Annotated in this window: 13 protein-coding genes and 1 pseudogene; 10 read left to right on the top strand and 4 right to left on the bottom strand. The window is 63.4% G+C overall.

The features are described from left to right. Positions 1-13: 13 nt before the first annotated feature. Positions 14-670: a response regulator transcription factor gene (locus IEW81_RS00130; protein WP_097061955.1), complete on the bottom strand. Its 657-nt coding sequence runs from the start codon at positions 668-670 to the stop codon at positions 14-16. Beyond that, positions 667-2,133: a sensor histidine kinase gene (locus IEW81_RS00125; RefSeq protein WP_179691922.1), complete on the bottom strand. Its 1,467-nt coding sequence runs from the start codon at positions 2,131-2,133 to the stop codon at positions 667-669. The genes IEW81_RS00130 and IEW81_RS00125 overlap by 4 nt, the downstream gene beginning before the upstream one ends. Positions 2,134-2,588: 455 nt before the next feature. On the opposite strand from IEW81_RS00125, the gene IEW81_RS00120 reads away from it, so the two are divergent. The 3 genes from IEW81_RS00120 to IEW81_RS00110 are packed head-to-tail and all read left to right on the top strand — an operon-like array spanning position 2,589 to position 7,430. Further along, complete coding sequence (locus IEW81_RS00120; RefSeq protein ID WP_097061957.1) at positions 2,589-4,001, top strand: glycoside hydrolase family 43 protein; 1,413 nt, start codon at positions 2,589-2,591, stop codon at positions 3,999-4,001. A gap of 37 nt (positions 4,002-4,038) precedes the next feature. Continuing rightward, a complete protein-coding gene (locus IEW81_RS00115) occupies positions 4,039-5,952 on the top strand; it encodes an RICIN domain-containing protein (protein WP_097061958.1) in 1,914 nt (637 codons plus the stop codon). 14 nt (positions 5,953-5,966) lie between these two features. After that, positions 5,967-7,430, top strand: a complete 1,464-nt coding sequence (locus tag IEW81_RS00110; protein ID WP_218840062.1) for a family 43 glycosylhydrolase — start codon at positions 5,967-5,969, stop codon at positions 7,428-7,430. An 88-nt stretch (positions 7,431-7,518) separates the two neighbouring features. Here the strand turns inward: IEW81_RS00110 and IEW81_RS00105 are convergent, their stop codons facing one another. Next, the gene (locus tag IEW81_RS00105) at positions 7,519-9,006 is read right to left on the bottom strand and encodes a glycoside hydrolase family 43 protein (RefSeq protein ID WP_179691923.1); all 1,488 of its coding nucleotides are present in this window, start codon (positions 9,004-9,006) and stop codon (positions 7,519-7,521) included. Positions 9,007-9,612: 606 nt separating this feature from the next. On the opposite strand from IEW81_RS00105, the pseudogene IEW81_RS14415 reads away from it, so the two are divergent. Then, positions 9,613-9,818 (top strand): annotated as a pseudogene (locus tag IEW81_RS14415) (transposase); the annotation flags it as partial. 55 nt (positions 9,819-9,873) lie between these two features. On the opposite strand, the gene IEW81_RS00095 reads toward IEW81_RS14415, so the two are convergent. Continuing rightward, positions 9,874-10,452 carry a TetR family transcriptional regulator gene (locus IEW81_RS00095; RefSeq protein WP_097061961.1) on the bottom strand — a complete coding sequence of 193 codons (579 nt, stop codon included), beginning with the start codon at positions 10,450-10,452 and terminating at the stop codon, positions 9,874-9,876. A gap of 92 nt (positions 10,453-10,544) precedes the next feature. Here IEW81_RS00095 and bioB point away from each other — a divergent pair, with 92 nt between their 5' ends. The 6 genes from bioB to IEW81_RS14610 are packed head-to-tail and all read left to right on the top strand — an operon-like array spanning position 10,545 to position 16,069. Further along, positions 10,545-11,600, top strand: coding sequence for a biotin synthase BioB (gene bioB / locus IEW81_RS00090; protein WP_097061962.1), 1,056 nt, complete (start codon positions 10,545-10,547; stop codon positions 11,598-11,600). Beyond that, on the top strand, positions 11,593-12,921 hold the full coding sequence (gene bioA / locus IEW81_RS00085; RefSeq protein ID WP_097061963.1) for an adenosylmethionine--8-amino-7-oxononanoate transaminase: 1,329 nt from the start codon (positions 11,593-11,595) through the stop codon (positions 12,919-12,921). The genes bioB and bioA overlap by 8 nt, the downstream gene beginning before the upstream one ends. After that, positions 12,921-14,063, top strand: a complete 1,143-nt coding sequence (locus IEW81_RS00080; RefSeq protein ID WP_097061964.1) for an 8-amino-7-oxononanoate synthase — start codon at positions 12,921-12,923, stop codon at positions 14,061-14,063. The genes bioA and IEW81_RS00080 overlap by 1 nt, the downstream gene beginning before the upstream one ends. Next, positions 14,063-15,175, top strand: coding sequence for a cytochrome P450 (locus IEW81_RS00075; protein ID WP_229671176.1), 1,113 nt, complete (start codon positions 14,063-14,065; stop codon positions 15,173-15,175). Before IEW81_RS00080 ends, IEW81_RS00075 begins: the two co-directional genes overlap by 1 nt. Then, a complete protein-coding gene (gene bioD / locus IEW81_RS00070; protein ID WP_097061965.1) occupies positions 15,172-15,897 on the top strand; it encodes a dethiobiotin synthase in 726 nt (241 codons plus the stop codon). Before IEW81_RS00075 ends, bioD begins: the two co-directional genes overlap by 4 nt. A 40-nt stretch (positions 15,898-15,937) precedes the next feature. Further along, on the top strand, positions 15,938-16,069 hold the full coding sequence (locus IEW81_RS14610; RefSeq protein ID WP_268236611.1) for a hypothetical protein: 132 nt from the start codon (positions 15,938-15,940) through the stop codon (positions 16,067-16,069). The last annotated feature ends 89 nt before the right edge of the window (positions 16,070-16,158 follow it).

Raw genomic sequence — 16,158 nt, 5'->3', positions numbered from 1 at the left:
GGCGCTGGCTGCCTCAGCGCAGCCGGTAGCCCATTCCTCTCACCGTTTCGATGTGTTCGCTCCCCAGCTTCGACCTGAGGTAGCCGACGTACACGTCGACGATGTTCGAGCCGGGGTCGAAGTCGTAGCCCCACACCCGACTCAACAGCTGTTCGCGACTGAGAACCCGGTCAGGGTTTCTCAGAAACTCCTCGGCCAGCGCGAACTCGCGGGCTGAGAGCTCGACCTCGCGACCGCGCACTATCGCCCGGCGACTGTGAAGGTCCAGCTGCAGGCCGTCGACCGCGAGAACCGGCTCGACGCCACGCGTGGCATCCGCCATCCTGAGCCTGATCCTGGCCAGGAGCTCGTCAAACCTGAACGGCTTGGGCATGTAGTCGTTGGCACCGCGTTCGAGACTCGCCAGGGTGTCGTCGGCCGAGGTGCGAGCGGACAGAACGATGACCGGCAACTCGACACGCGCCGCACGAAGTCGGCGCAGTACCTCGAACCCATCGAAGCCCGGCAGACCGATGTCGAGCACGAGTAGGTCGAACCCACCAGACAGCGCATGCTCGAGCGCATCGGGTCCGGTGGCGGCGACGACCGTCGTGAAGCCTGCGGCTCGCAGGCCCTTCTCCACGAAAGACGAGATCCTGGCCTCGTCTTCCGCCAGCAGAATGCGACTCATGTCCTGTCTCCCTGTACTAGCGGTGGTGTTGTGATGGGGATATCGATGACGAATGTCGCACCAAGAGCCTGGCCTGACTGCAGCGCTGCGGTGCCACCGTGCGCCTCGGCGATGGCCAGCACGATCGCAAGGCCCAGCCCTGAGCCCGAGGCGCCGCGCCCCTCTGATCCGCTGGAGTCCGATCCCCGATGGAACCGCTCGAAAATGGCATCTGCCAGCTGCGGATCAACCCCCGGCCCGTCGTCGCGTACGGTGAACAGAAGCCTGTCGGCACGAACCTCGCTGCAGATCTCGATGGTACCGGTCGCCGTGCCGTGCACGACCGCATTCGCGGCTAGCTGGAGGAGTGCCTGAGTAAGCCTCTCTGGGTCGATCGACACAGTCACGTGCGCAATCCGGGGGCTGGTCCATTCATGGGCCGACGAGAGCGCTCTCGCCTTGGCCCGCACGCTCTCGGTCAGAATTCCTATATCGGTAGGTTCCCGTTGCATCCGCAGTGTTCGCAGCACGGTGGCAAGATCCGAGATGTCCCTGACCAGGCCGCTCATCCTGTCCAGCTCGTCGATGGCGAGCAACCTGGTCGCCACGACATCGGCCTCATCGCTGGCCCGCATGAGCTCGAGGTGCCCGCGGACGATGGTGATCGGCGTCTTCAGTTCATGGCCGATGTCATCCAGCAGCTGCCGTTGCCCGGTGAGCGCGCTGTCGAGCCTGTCGAGCATCCTGTTCACGGTCACGGTCAGCTCTGAGACATCATCGGAACCGACGACGACAATTCTTTCGCTCACGTCTGTCGCCGTGATCCTTGCCGCCGTCTCTCGGAGCTTCCGGATGGGGGAGAGCAGCCGGCCGGCCACGGACCAGCCGACCAGCCCGAGCACGGCGAGCGCCATAGCGGCCACGATCGCGAAGGTGCGGAACGCCTCATTCACGGGCAGAAGTCGAGCATTCAGATCAACCGCGACGACGAAGATCCCGGTGCCGTCACCATCGCCCTCGACGGTCACCGGGATGGCTACGTATCGCACCGAGCTCTCATCGGCAGCGGCGGTGCCCCTCACTACCTGGCCACCCGCTGTCTCCGCCAGTACGCGCGCCACGAACCCAGGGTCCTGTTCGGGATGCAGCTCGCCGCCACCCCCGGGGACAATGGCGGTGCGATCCCCGATGATCGCGAACGTCGCCTCGTCTGTACCGGGCCTGAGTCCCTGCACTATTGCGTAGAGGGCATCGTCGAGGGTCGCTGGCTGGGCATCCCGGGCGATGAACGCCGACTCGTCGACCGCTGACGCGAGCCTGTCGTCGATCTGGAACAGGGTTCGCTCGCGCTGGATGACGTAGGCGGTGCCGCCGGCCACGATCATCCCCACCGCAGCAACCGCCAGCATCGACAGGAGGATGCGCGCTCGCACCGATCGCAGGGCCCTGAAACGCCGCTTGAGCAATGGAGGTGCGACGCGCATTCTCTGATTATCGACTGCTGGCAAGCCTGCAGCTGTCAACACCGCGTGAGACATCTCTCATTGCGCAAAAATATTCCCGGGCCCGCCACCGCAAAGACCCCGGAGGCACTGTGTACGGGGTCTTCCTGTTCGCTGGCTGGACAACCTCTCCGGATAGCACATGTAGTCCGACCGGGCGACGTCCAGCTCGCTACCGATATAGCCGAGAGATGGCTGGTCGGGCGAGCTGTATCGCGATGAAGATGTGAGTACCCACGTGCGCCTACTCGTCGGCTGCGGGCCTACTTCATCCTCCCAAGCCGCCTCTGTGCGACGTATCAGCGAACGTGACCGGACACCGACCGGTCTTGGAACTCGACTCGAGTTCGACCGCATGGGCAATAAAGGGCCTGCCACAAGCTACGCTTATGTTAGCGCTCACTTATTCTCTCAATGTCGAGATTGGAAAGACAACGATGTCTGTTTCCCCGGCCCGCGCCCAGTCGCGCGTGCGAAGACTGCGCGCCATTGCGACGGTTCTCGCCACAGCCCTCACCGCGACTCTTCTGGTCGGTGCCCCGGCCCAGGCAGCCCCGGTCTACTCCAATTACGTCATGGGGTACTTCACCGAGTCGCCCGACAGCATCGCGAATAATTACGGGTTGCACCTCGCGGTGAGTTCCGACGGACACAACTGGGCCCCGCTCAATCAGAACGCTCCGGTTGTCACACCCACTGCCGGCACCCGGGGGCTGCGCGATCCATATATTTTCCGCAAGCAGGACGGCACCTTCGTCGTGCTCGCAACAGACCTCGCCGGAACCAACTTCGCGCAAAACAACCAATACATACACGCGTGGGATTCAGCCGACCTGACGAGCTTCTCCAACTACCGGCGCATCAAGGTGCACTCGCTCGCGACGCACAGCTGGGCGCCCGAAGCGTTTTGGGATCCTGCTCGCAATCAGTACGGCATCATCTATTCCGCGTTCAACGGCACGCGAGACGTCATCATGGTGAACTACACGTCCGACTTCGTCAACGTCAGTGCTCCGCAGACCTGGTTCGACCCCGGCGTCAACATCATCGACGCGACCGTGACAGTCGACAACGGCGCCTATTACATGTATTACAAGCGTGACAACCAGCTCTTCGGTGCCAAGTCGACCTCTCTCGCCCCCGGTGCGTTCAACAACGCGACCTACACGACGGGGTATGCCGGATCGGGACTCACCGAGGCTCCGATCGTCGTCAAGTCACTCACCTCAAACCAGTTCACGCTGTGGGGAGACGTCTACACGCCGGTCAACGGCAAGTTCACCGCATGGTCGAGCTCGAGCATCAGCACGAATTCGTGGACTCCCCTGAGCCAGCGCGCCTATACGCAACCGCTCAACTCGAAGCACGCCACGATACAGCCGATCACGAGCGTGGAATACAGCAACCTCGTCACTCGCTGGGGACTCCCGAGCTGGAACCGACTCAAGTCGTTCAACTATCCGGATCGCTACGTGCGCCATGCCTCGAACGTGGCCCGCATCGACCAGTACCCCTTCGACCCTTTCGCTGACTCACAGTTCCGCATGGTCGCCGGGTTGGCCGGCACAAACACGGTCTCGTTCCGGTCGATCAACTTCCCGAACATGTTCCTCCGGCACGAAGGATTCGAACTCAAACTCGCGAGCAATGACGGGTCGGCAGCTTTCGCGGCTGACTCAACGTTTACCCGGGTTGCGGGGCTTGCCGACTCGAGCTGGTCGACCTTCACGTCGTTCAACTACCCGGATCGGGTCATCCGTCACACCGGTTTCGTGCTCCGAATCGACCCCATAACCACAACCTCAAGCCAGGCCGCGCGTGAAGACGCGACCTTCGGCGTTCGCTACTAACCCACAACCAGCTGACATCGAAGTCGAAAGAGATCCCATGAGAAGACCCTCCGTCCGTCGCATTGTCGCGTCGGCCCTCGCTGCCGTCCTCGCAGCCTCGCTCCTCCAGTTCAGCGCGAATTCCGAGCCCGCCACGGCAATCGGCGAACCGACCTTCACGAACCCGCTCGTTCAGGAAGCCGACCCCACGATCGAGTTCTATCAGGGCAATTACTATTACGCGGCTACTACGTGGTCGGGTGATGTAACAATGCGGAAGTCGCCGACCCTTGAAGGGCTTAAGACCGCGGCTTCCATGACGGTCTACTCCGACACGGCCACTGATCGCTCGGCCAACATGTGGGCGCCTGAGCTCAAGCGCCTGCAGGGCCCCAACGGTTGGCGCTGGTACCTCATGTACACGATGGGAACGCCGGGAAATTACGATAACCAGCGGATGCACGCGCTCGAGAGCTCGGGCGACGACCCCCTCGGGCCGTACTCCTATAAGGGTCGGCCGATCCCCACGACCGCGTGGAACATTGACGGCTCGTACCTCGAACTCAACGGGGAATTGTTCGTTGTGTGGTCGCAATTCGCGCCCGCTCCTGATGGGCGACAGAGCAACTGGATCGCTCGCATGACAAACCCCTGGACGGCAGTGAGTGCCGGCACGATCCTGTCACAACCGACGTTGAGCTGGGAAACGCAGGGGGGCGCGGTCAATGAGGGGCCGGTCGCTCTGCAACGGGGCGGCGAAACCTTCATGGTCTACTCGGCGAGCGGCTGCTGGACCCCTGACTACAAGCTCGGGATGCTCACCTACAACGGTGGGGATCCGGCGGTCGCGGCATCCTGGACCAAAGGTGCAAACCCGGTCTTTGAGAAAGCGAACGGAGTCTTCGGCCCGGGCCACAACGACTTCTTCATGTCGCCCGATGGCAGCGAGTATTGGAACCTGTACCACGGCAACAACGCCTCGACCGATGGCTGTAGCACCACGCGAAGCTCGCGAGCCCAGAAGGTCAACTGGGATGCAGCGGGCAAGCCGCTCTTCGGCCAGCCCGCTGCCACAACCACTGCCATCGCGGTGCCGAGCGGAGAACGCGGCCCGATCACAGCACCGATCGTTTCGGCTCCGTTCGAACTCGTGAACCGCAACAGCGGACTCTGCGCAACGATCGCCGGCAATTCGACGGCCGACGGGGGAGGGCTCGTGCAGGCCGCGTGCGCCAACTCGAAGACCGCGCACACCAGTTGGAAGCTCGACTCAACCGCCGACGGCTACTACCGCCTCGTCAACGCGGCAAGCAATAAGGTTCTGGATGCCGCGAACTGCGCCACCGCTAACGGCACCGCCGTGCGGCAATGGTCATGGGTCGCCAATGCTTGCCAGGAATGGCGACCGGCGCCCGGGGCCGACGGATTCGTGACGCTCACCAATCGCAACGCGAGCAAGGTGCTCGATGTAGCGAATTGCTCGCTCGCTACGGGCGCTTCAATTGCCCTGTGGACGGGGCTCGGCAACGCGTGCCAGCAGTGGGCGCTTCGCCCGGTCGGTGCCGTGAGCATTGTCTCGGTTGCGAGCGGTAAGTCGTTCGATGTTCCCGATTGTTCGACGGCAGCGGGAGCGGGACTTCAGCAGTGGCAGTACACGGGAAGCGTGTGCCAGCGGTACACCTTCACCGCAGCGGCAAACGGCTACGTGCAGATTCACCCATCATCGGCTGTGGGACTGTGCCTCACCGTGACCGGCGCAAGCGCGGCTGACGGCGCAGCAGTCACACAAGCAACGTGCGGCGCTTCCAGCTCGTGGAAGATCGACCCCCTCGCCGACGGAACGGTGCGAATCGTTGCCGCCCACAGTGGCAAGGTTCTCGACCTCGCGGGTTGCGGACGCGCTGACGGCACCCGCATCAACCAGTACGGCTGGCTCGACAATCAGTGCCAACGATTCCGGATCACAATATGAGAGTAGAAAACGATATGACTAACGAATTTGGTTCACAGCTGTCTCGACGAGCAATCCTGATGGGAGCAGGTGCTGTGGCCTTCGCCGCGGCCCTGCCCTCCAGCGGACTGTTCGACGCAATGCCTGCGAGCGCGGCGGCGTTCCCCCTGAACAACGCGCTCATCAATCAACGGGCTGACCCCCACATCATGAAGCATTCGAACGGGATGTACTACTTCACGGCTTCTGTGCCGGCCTACGATGGGCTCATTGTTCGCGGGGCTTCAACGATTGCGGGGCTCGCGACGGCGACCGAACGCACGGTGTGGACACGAACTCCCGGTGAGATGGGCGGCCATATTTGGGCACCCGAGCTGCACTATTTCAACAACACCTGGTACATGTATTTCGCGGCGGGAACGTCGAGCGATGTGTTCAGGGTGCGGCCCTACGTGCTCGTGGCCAACGGGCAAGATCCGCTCACGGCATCCTGGAGCGTTCTCGGTCGCATCTTTACAGCGTTCGATTCCTTCTCGCTCGACGCGACCACCTTCAGCCACAACGGCACGCGATATTTGGTGTGGGCTCAGAACGAGGCCGCCGTGGGGCCCGGAACCAACCTCTATATTTCGGCAATGTCAGGGCCGACGACGCTCACCGGTCCACAGGCTCGAATCGCCGTGCCGACGTACGCGTGGGAGAAGGTCGGTTACACGGTCAACGAGGGTCCGGCGGTGATTATTCGCAACGATCGGGTGTTCATCGCCTTCTCGGCGAGCGCGACCGACTCGAACTATTGCCTCGGGCTCCTGACGGCGAACGCCACCGCGAACCTGCTCAGCCCGGCCTCGTGGGTCAAGACCCCGACTCCCGTGTTCACGTCGAATACCGCAACGAGTCAGTACGGCCCCGGCCACAACTCGTTTACGGTGTCGGAAGACGGCACGAGCGACCTCAATGTCTTCCACTCGCGCAATTATCGAGACATCACGGGGGATCCGCTCTATGATCCCAATCGCAACACTCGCGTCCAGAAGCTCTACTGGAACGCAGACGGCACGCCGAACTTCGGAATTCCCGTTGCGAACGGTGCGCTACCGGTGCGACTGACGTCGTTCAACTTCCCTGACCGGGTCGTGCGTCACTTCGATTTCCAAGCGCGATTGGATGCCAATGTCACGACGCTCGCCGACTCGCAATTCACGCTCGCTGCCGGACTCGCGGGCGGTTCGAGCGTGTCTCTCGAGTCGGCGAACTTCCCAGGCCGGTATCTCGTCGACCGTGGAACGTCAGTGCGCGTCGAGGCAAGCGACGGCACGGCGGCGTTCGCGCGGCTCGCATCGTTCACGCGTCGGGCAGGGCTCGCGAGTTCGTCGGCTGCGTCATTCGAGTCGATCGCCAATCCCGGGCGATACCTGCGTCACTCTTCATACGTCATGTATGTGCAAACAGTGGCAGCGGGTACGGGATTCTCTGACGCAACCTTCGTCCTCGACTAGGCCCCTCGACCCGATACACCAGCGGCGAGTGGAGCTTCTAGCTCCACTCGCCGCTCTTCGTTGCCAGGAAGCTAGACCCGCGCGCGGACTAACCCCACGGCGAGGAGTAGGCCCAGGTGACGTCGGCGTTGAAATTCGTTGTCGAGTCGAAGGCATTCGTGCCTCCGCTTGACGAGATATACAACGCGCTGTTGTAGTGGCGGATGAAGCGGGTGGGCACATTGTACGAGCGCCACGAGACTCCGGTTCCACTCTTGCCGGGCACGGCGCAGAAGGTCGCGTCAGCGTTCGCCGTTGCTGTGGTGGCAGTGTCGAGCCTGAGCGCGAGTCCGTAGTGACGCAGGTACCGATCAGGGAAATTGCGCGATCGAAACGAGGCACACGAGGAATTGGCCAGACCGGAAACTACCGTGAAGGTGGAGTCAAGCTTTTCGACCGTTGAGCTCGACGATGTCGTTGCCGCCGTCACTCCCACATAGTCGCGGTGTCGCCAGTAGAAATTCGTGTAACCGGCCGTCGTGGCGCGCATCGAGGTGTTGCCGAGGGTCGGTGCGACCTGCGTGGTTGCTCCCGCGAGTCTCAGAAGTTCGGCGCGCGTAATCGGCATGACCGATCCGTGCCGCGGGTTGTTGGGCAGCGCAGCATTGGCAACTTCCGTCCATGTGCCGGAGGTGAGGTCGGTGGTCGTGAACGGAACGTACCCACGACCGCCGAATTCGTCGATGAACAGATACCAGCGGTTTTCGATGTTGGACTTGACGATCGTCGGGCCTTCACCCGCTCCGACCGATCCCTGGCCAATGCAATCCCGTTGGAAGGTGTAGTTGGTCGAGGTCAATACGGTCGATCGTTCCTGGATGATGAACTTGCCGCACGGCGAGCTCGTGCCGGTGCCGCGTTCATCCTTTGTGAAGCGATAGAACGATCCGGCATTGGCGATCACCGTGGAGTCGATCACGGAGTATCCCGGGTCCTTCCACACACTGGGCGCGGAGAAAGTGCGGAAGTCCGTCGTCGTGGCGTAGAGCATCTTGTTATAGGTGTTGCCCGTGTGACTCGGGTCGCTGGTCGAGTAGATCTTTGACGCCCAAAAGACGACGTAGGCGTTGAGCGATGGATCCCAGATCGCTTCGGGTGCCCAAACGTTTCCCGCCGTGGCATCCGCTACCGTCTGAAGACGTGGGGCAGACCAGTTGACAAGGTCAGTGGATTCCCACACCACGATTGAACGGCTACCCGTGCGCTGTGACGCGTCCCAGTTGCCATTTCCGTAGATACGGAGGTCGGTCGCGATGAGCACGAACGAGCCATCCAGCTTGCGCAGCAAATGTGGGTCGCGCACTCCGCGCGTACCGACGGTGGAGACCAAAATAGGTCGCCCCTGATTGAGCACGTCGTATTCGATCGCGTTATTCCCCCTGCTCACGGCGAACCGGATCTGCTCTCCGTCGGCTGTTCCCTCACCGGCAAAATAGGCAAAGAGATAGCCCTCCATCGGATCGGTGGCTTCAGCAGGGAGTGCCGGGGGAGTGATGATCCCGATAGCGACGGCGGCGGCCAGGACCAGCGCGCCCACAACCTTCCGTAGTCGCCGCGGCGGGGGTCGATCAAAGTATTCAACGGACATCATTGTCCCTCTCGTTAGTCAGATTGCTCACCTTTATGTGAGCGTTAACATTCTGCACCATCGTTTCTGTTTACGGCCTGCCGGTGCGCATAATGCCAATCACAGATTCGTCAGTCGCACGGGTCAAAGCGTGAGCGGCGAGTCGGCAAATGCCTGGCTCGGCTCTGAGCGTTGTCCTCGCCGCCGCTGCTGGAGAGAGGACCTCATCGAGGTTCGGGCCGTCCGTTTTCACGCGAGTACTGACCGCATCGATTCGCATTTTGGCGCCGTTGCCGTTGCCGATCGCATCCTCGATGAACGTAAATGAGGAAGCATGGACGGAATGTGATCTGCCTCTCGAGTAGTCAGAGTTCCTTTCGGATGTGACTCGCCGCACGTCCACAGCCCGCTCACCAAGTGACCAGACCTAATCCGACGATGACAGAAACGCCCCAGCTCGAGAAAGCGACCAGATCATCCGGTCCGAAAAAGCCGTTATCGCGTCATCGCCCTGCGGTCCGAGGCGAGCGATCCCGTGTTCGGTCGATGGTGTCCAGCCGACTGCGCGCGCGGGGTGTCACCGCGATGCTCACCGATGCGCAACCCGACCTGGTCGCGTACGCGGTCTTCCCGCGGCGTCATTGGAGCCAGATCTGGTCGACCAACCCGCTGAAACGGGTTAGTAAAAGGATCAACGCTGCACCGACGTCGTCGGCGTGTTCCGCCATGACGCGGCCCTGCTGCGCCTGGCGGGGTTCGTGCTGATCGAGGAGCTCGACGAGGTGTGGCCGAGCTGTCGCACCAGATCGGCCGCTCGGCTGTTGGTTGTGAAGTCGATCATGGTGCAGGGCCGGGTGCTGTGGCGCCGAGGCCGCGCAGGAATACGTCAACTCCGAAGACGAATGCTTCGGTCGTGTAGGCGGTCGACTCTTCGCTGGCGGCAACGCCAGCCAGAATCAGCTCGGCGTGGGTCTGCTCCTCAGCCACGGCGCCGAAGATGTAATGGGTGAGCGCTCGGGCGCCCCACTCCGCCTGCCTCAGAGTCAGATCGGCGGGCAGTGTGTCACGCAATCGCTGCAGTGGCGCCAGTTGCCTCGGATTGAGGGCTTGTGCCACCGAGACCACCTCGGCGCCGTCTTTGACGGATGTCAATGCTGTGCGAATATCCAGCGCAGCCTGGCGAGCGTCGTCCCAGTCGGAACGCCTCCCTGCTTGGTCCGTCCCTGCCGGCGTCGTCACGAGGATACGGTCGGCGAGCAGCACGAGCAGGTCTTGCTTGCTCTTGACGTGCCAGTACAGCGCCCCGGGTTGCACCCCGAGATTTTTGGCCAGGTTGCGCATGGATAGCGAGGCGAGGCCGTAGCTGCGCAGGATCGTCATCGCGGCGTCCACGATCTGTTCCCGCGACAGTGCCATACGAATCCTCCGTCGGGGTGAGTGAGTCCTAATGCACCTTCGCAGGTACGATTTGAGCGATGAACACCTATCTCTAAACCTATACTTGAACGGTGTTCAATAAATTTGAAGAATTTGCCGCCCAGCAACTAGAGGGCGGCACGCTTACTCGCGCTGACGCTCTCACCATCCTTCGCAGCAGCGACGACGAGTTGATGGAGTTGGTAGCCGCCGGTTCACGACTACGCCGCGCCCACTTCGGCAACACCGTCAAGGTGAATTATCTCGTGAACCTGAAATCTGGGCTGTGCCCGGAGGATTGTCACTATTGCTCCCAGCGACTGGGTTCAGAGGCACAGATTTTGAAATACAGCTGGCTGAAACCGGAGGAAGCCGTCGAGCAGGCCACTGTCGGGATTCGGGCGGGCGCATCCCGAGTCTGCCTCGTCGCCAGCGGCAAAGGACCCAGCAACCATGACGTCGCTCGCGTTGCCGACATGGTCGGCCTTCTGAAGGACGAGCATCCGCAGGTGGAGGTCTGCGCCTGTCTCGGCATCCTCAAGGAAGGGCAGGCCGAGAAGCTGCAGGCCGCCGGGGTCGACGCGTACAACCACAACCTCAACACCAGCGAATCTCGATACGCCGACATCTGCACCACCCACGAATACGAAGACCGGGTGCGGACGGTGGGGCACGCAAAGGATGCCGGACTTTCGCCGTGCTCGGGGCTAATCGTCGGGATGGGCGAGTCCGACGACGAGCTAGTCGATGCGGTGTTCGCACTGCGCGACCTCGGCAGCGAATCGATCCCGGTGAACTTCCTGATGCCGTTCGACGGCACGCCGCTTGAAGGCACCTGGTTGCTCACTCCCGGCACCTGCCTGCGCATTCTTGCGTTGGTCCGCTTCGCCTGCCCCGGCACCGAGTTACGCATGGCCGGCGGTCGCGAGATGCACCTGCGCTCGCTTCAACCACTCGCACTGCACATCGCCAACTCCCTCTTTTTGGGGGACTACCTGACCAGCGAGGGCCAGGAAGCCGACGCAGATCTTGAGATGATCGCCGACGCCGGCTTCCAGGTGCTGGGTGCCGAACCCCGCACGGACGGACATTCCGGCGTCAGTCTCCGCAAGCGGGGAGCCGGCACGCAAATTGCGCCCAATGCCTGAGACGGTTGCGGCCGCGCGGTCCCTGATCGAGCGAGATCGCGGCTTGGTCTGGCACCCATACGCAGCGCTCGACGGTCCGGCGCCGTACGAGGTGACCGGCGCATCCGGGGTGCGATTGCATCTCAGGGCGGAGGACGGCACGCATTTCGAGGCCGTCGACGGCATGAGTTCCTGGTGGAGCGCCATCCATGGCTACCGCAATCCTGTCCTCGACGAGGCGCTGCGAAAGCAGATCGAGCGATTCAGCCATGTCATGTTCGGCGGACTCACCCACGAGCCTGCGGTGCGACTGGCCGAGCAACTGGTGCGCCTCGCGCCCGAGCCGCTTGCGCACGTGTTCTTCGCCGATTCCGGATCCGTCTCGGTGGAGGTAGCCCTCAAACTGGCCGTCCAGTATCAAGCGTCTGCCGGCCGTCCCAGCCGACAGCGATTCCTGGCGCTCCGGGGCGGCTACCACGGGGACACCGTCGGGGCGATGAGCGTCTGCGACCCGATCGACGGGATGCACTCCGCATTTCCCAATCTGGTTGCACCGCAACTGTTTCTTCAGCGTCCACCCAAAGCGACGCTCGTGGGCGGCCGGCTCGTCACCGACGAACTGGCCGTCGACGCCTGGGTGGAGGCGATGGATGAGACGATCCTCAGGCATCGAGCCGAAATCGCAGGCATTATCGTCGAGCCGATCCTGCAGGGCGCGGGCGGCATGTATGTTTACGCACCGCGGTGCCTCGAAGCTCTGCGGCGGGCGGCGAGCGAACATGGCATCCTGCTGATCTTCGATGAGATCGCGACCGGATTCAGCCGGACCGGCAAGTTGTTCGCCACGGAATGGGCCGGCATCGCCCCCGATGTGATGTGTGTGGGGAAGGCGCTGACCGGCGGCTACCTCACGCTCGCGGCGATGCTGTGCACGGCCGAGGTGGCGACGATGATCGGGCAATCCGCGCCGGGCGTGCTCCTGCACGGCCCGACGTTCATGGCGAATCCGCTCGCCTGCGCCGTGGCAAGCGCGTCCCTCGAATTGCTGGATGGTTGGGAATCGCGGCTCTCACGGATCGGCACCGAGCTGTCCGCAGCGCTTGCACCCGCCGCCTCGTTGAGCTCCGTGCGAGAGGTGCGCGTCCTCGGCGCAGTCGGCGTGATTGAGCTCGATGAGCCGGTCGATGTGGTCGCGATCACTCGTGCGGCGCTCGAACGTGGCGTGTGGCTCAGGCCGTTCCGCAATCTTGTCTACACGATGCCGCCCTACGTGTGCGGCCCGCAGGACATCAAGGACATCGGTGAGGCCATCACTGGAGCCGTCGCGCAGGTGCACGGCTGATGGGAGCAGTACAGGACCGGCTCGCAGATGCGGCACGGGTGCGGGAACGCCGCGGAACCGTCCGCACTACCCGGGTCGGACCTGGCTGGGAAGAGGATGGCGGCGACCGGCTGCTTGATCTCGCATCCAACGACTACCTCGGACTGTCGACAGATCACCGGCTGAAAGCCGCCGCGATCGCGGCAACCGAACGGTACGGTACGGGGGCACGCGCGTCTCGCGTGGTGACCGGCACGCTTCCGGTTCACACTGAACTCGAACTGGCGCTTGCCGAGCTGACGGGTCAACCGGCGGCACTCGCGTTCTCCAGCGGCTATGCGGCGAACCTCGGCATCCTGACCGCCCTCGGCGGACCAGACACCCTGATCCTCAGCGACCAACACATCCATGCGTCCCTCGTCGATGCCGCCCGGCTGTCGCGCTCACCGATCGAAACGATCCCACACTCGGACCTCGCCGTGTTGGGCGATGTTTTGGCCAACCGAACCCAAACGCGGGCGATTGTCGTCGTCGAATCCGTATATTCCGTGCTCGGGGATGCCCCGAACCTTCTCGACGCAGCCGCTCTCTGCGCCAAGTACGACGCACTGCTCGTCGTGGATGAGGCCCACGGGATCGGAGTGCTCGGGGAAGGACGGGGTGGTGTACACGCTGCCGGCCTCGCGGGAGCAGAGCACGTCGTCGTGACCGCCACGCTCTCCAAAGCGTTAGGAGCGCAGGGCGGCGCCGTGCTCGGATCGACGATGCTGCGGGAGCATCTCGTCAACACGGCCCGCAGTTTCATCTTCGACACGGGGCTCGCGCCGGCGCCAGCGGCAGCGGCGGCTGCTGGCTGCCGCGTCATCCTCGCCGAGCCGGAGCGAGTGGAGGCGCTTCATCGAGTCGCGAGCCTGATTGCCTCATCCTGCGGGGTGGATCGCGCGGCCGGTCCGGTTCAGTCGATCCGCGTCGGATCGCCGGAAACCGCCGTGGAGGTGACAGAGCGGCTGCGCGACGAAGGCATACTCGTCGGCTGTTTCCGCCCACCAAGCGTTCCGGATGGAATTTCCCGGTTGAGACTGACGGCGCACGCAGGCGCCGACCCCGACCGGCTGCTGTGGGCAACCGCACTCATCACCTCGATGCTCCTGGAGCGACCCTGATGACCACGAACGCGGCGACCATCCCCATGGATGCGAGCACGCACCCCGAGAAATACCACGTCGTGCGCGATCCCGACGAGGTGCGGGAAGCCTTTCGTCGCGTCGACGAGTTCGTGCCGACGAACGCACTCACGAGCGTGGTTCCCCTCAGCATGGCGACCCTGCGCGTCCTCAGCCGCGCGCGCTTCATTCTGCCACCAGTGCTCGCCTCCGCAACCGGCGACCGGCATCGCACCGTCCGGAGGATGGTCGCCGCGTTCTTCACTCCAGCGAAAGTCGCCGCGGTCGGCCCGCGAGTGACGGAGCTGACCCGAGAGCGCTGTAAGACGGCCGCAGCGGCACTCGGAAGCGGACCGATCGACCTCGCGGACATCATCGGCCGCCACATCCCTCCCATGATCATGCAGGAGCTGACAGGATTCGACTGTCCCGACCTGATGCTGCTCAAACGCTGGAGCAGGGACTCGCTGGAACTCTTCTGGGGGTGGCCCGACGAGGAACGCCAACTCAGGCTCGCCGCCAGCGCGGTCGAATTTTACACGTGGCTCCGCACGACCGTCACTGCCAGCAAGGGGGACGATTCGCTGTTCGGCGTGCTCGACGCCGCAGGGCTGAGCACAGCCGAGATCTGCTCCCTCGGCTACTTCCTCGTGATCGCAGGGCAAGAGACGACCGCGCAGTTGATCAACATTGCGTTCTACCGCGCGCTCCAAAATAGGGCGTTGTGGCACGAGTTGTCGCAGGGAGCGTCGGCAGCCGCGTTCGTGCGAGGGGTGCTCGCCTCCGAGTCGTCCGTCCACACCTGGCGTCGCGTGGTGGCTACGGACAGCACGCTGGGGGGAGTGGACCTGCCCGCTGGTGCGGAGATCCTCCTCGAACTGAGCGGGCATCATCCGGCCGGTGCCACGCCCACCGCATACTCCCTCGCGTTCGGCCACGGGCTCCATCGGTGCCTTGGCGCCAAACTCGCGGAACTCGAAACCATCACCGTACTCGAGGAGACCGCGCGCGCGTTCCCCACGCTCGCGCTCGCGGGGCCGGACCCCGAATGGATTCGGCTGCTGTCGTTCCAGACGCCGACAACCGTCATGGTCGCGCTGGAGCCCGGATGACGCGCGCCACCGAAACTCCCATCCTCTTCGTCACCGGGACCGACACGGATGTGGGCAAAACGATCGCCGCCGCCGCCCTCACGTGCGCCTTGGCTGTGCTCCCGAAGTCTCCGAAAAGCACCCTGAGCGTGGCCGTCGACAAGCCCACACAGACCGGTGTCATGCCGGGCGAACCGGGTGACATGGATGAGGTCGCCCGACTCACCGGCGTCCGCGACGTCACCGAAGGCATCCGGCTTCGGGCACCGATGGCCCCAGTCGCCGCAGCGGCCCGCGAATCCGCGACACTACCCGCTCTCGGCGAGCACGTCGACCGCATCCACCGACTGACCCGAAGCCACGACCGGGTTGTCGTCGAGGGTGCGGGCGGCATTCTCGTACGACTCGACCGGTTCGGCCACACGCTCGCCGACCTTGCGGTGTCGTTCGGACAGGATGCCGCGGCCATCGTGGTTTGCCGCAGCGGGCTCGGCACACTCAACCACACCGAACTGACATTGGAAGCGCTTCGGATTCGTGGCATTCCCATCGCGGGTGTGATCATCGGGTCATGGCCGAACGACCCTTCTGAAATCGACCTCGACAATCGCCGGTATTTCGAGTCGTTGGACGTACCGCTGCTGGGGGCGATCCCCGAAGGATCGTCGCGCCTGGACCCTGCGGTCTTCCGCAAAAACGCGGCGGGTTGGCTCTCGCTTTCGACTCCTCGACCGTCAGGCTAAAGTTCGACTCCTCGACCATCAGGCTAAAGACTGTCTCGAAATGACTGCTTCCCCAGCCGTAGGCCGCAGACGCGATTATTCCGCCAAGGTCGAGGACGTTCAGTTACCCACAGGCGAGGGGGATGACCTGGCCGCCGTGAGCGCGGATCATGCCGACGTCATCGAGTTTTAGGGGCACAGGGTCCCTACCTCGTCTCGGCGATGAGACGTCCTCGGGAGATGACACGAGTCTCCGCGCTTCAGATCCGGCGCGATCGCAGG

The organism is Salinibacterium xinjiangense (genome assembly GCF_014645015.1).
Classification (GTDB): Bacteria; Actinomycetota; Actinomycetes; order Actinomycetales; family Microbacteriaceae; genus Rhodoglobus; species Rhodoglobus xinjiangensis.
The sequence above is the reverse complement of the archived record's forward strand: the minus strand, read 5'-3'. Positions and strand labels throughout refer to the sequence as shown.

Coding starts and splice junctions, on each gene's coding strand:
- IEW81_RS00075 (WP_229671176.1), top strand. CDS start 14,063: ATGACCACGAACGCGGCGACCATCCCCATGGATGCGAGCACGCACCCC.
- IEW81_RS14610 (WP_268236611.1), top strand. CDS start 15,938: ATGACTGCTTCCCCAGCCGTAGGCCGCAGACGCGATTATTCCGCCAAG.
- bioA (WP_097061963.1), top strand. CDS start 11,593: ATGCCTGAGACGGTTGCGGCCGCGCGGTCCCTGATCGAGCGAGATCGC.
- IEW81_RS00130 (WP_097061955.1), bottom strand. CDS start 670: ATGAGTCGCATTCTGCTGGCGGAAGACGAGGCCAGGATCTCGTCTTTC.
- IEW81_RS00120 (WP_097061957.1), top strand. CDS start 2,589: ATGTCTGTTTCCCCGGCCCGCGCCCAGTCGCGCGTGCGAAGACTGCGC.
- bioD (WP_097061965.1), top strand. CDS start 15,172: ATGACGCGCGCCACCGAAACTCCCATCCTCTTCGTCACCGGGACCGAC.
- IEW81_RS00095 (WP_097061961.1), bottom strand. CDS start 10,452: ATGGCACTGTCGCGGGAACAGATCGTGGACGCCGCGATGACGATCCTG.
- IEW81_RS00115 (WP_097061958.1), top strand. CDS start 4,039: ATGAGAAGACCCTCCGTCCGTCGCATTGTCGCGTCGGCCCTCGCTGCC.
- IEW81_RS00080 (WP_097061964.1), top strand. CDS start 12,921: ATGGGAGCAGTACAGGACCGGCTCGCAGATGCGGCACGGGTGCGGGAA.
- IEW81_RS00110 (WP_218840062.1), top strand. CDS start 5,967: ATGACTAACGAATTTGGTTCACAGCTGTCTCGACGAGCAATCCTGATG.
- IEW81_RS00125 (WP_179691922.1), bottom strand. CDS start 2,133: ATGCGCGTCGCACCTCCATTGCTCAAGCGGCGTTTCAGGGCCCTGCGA.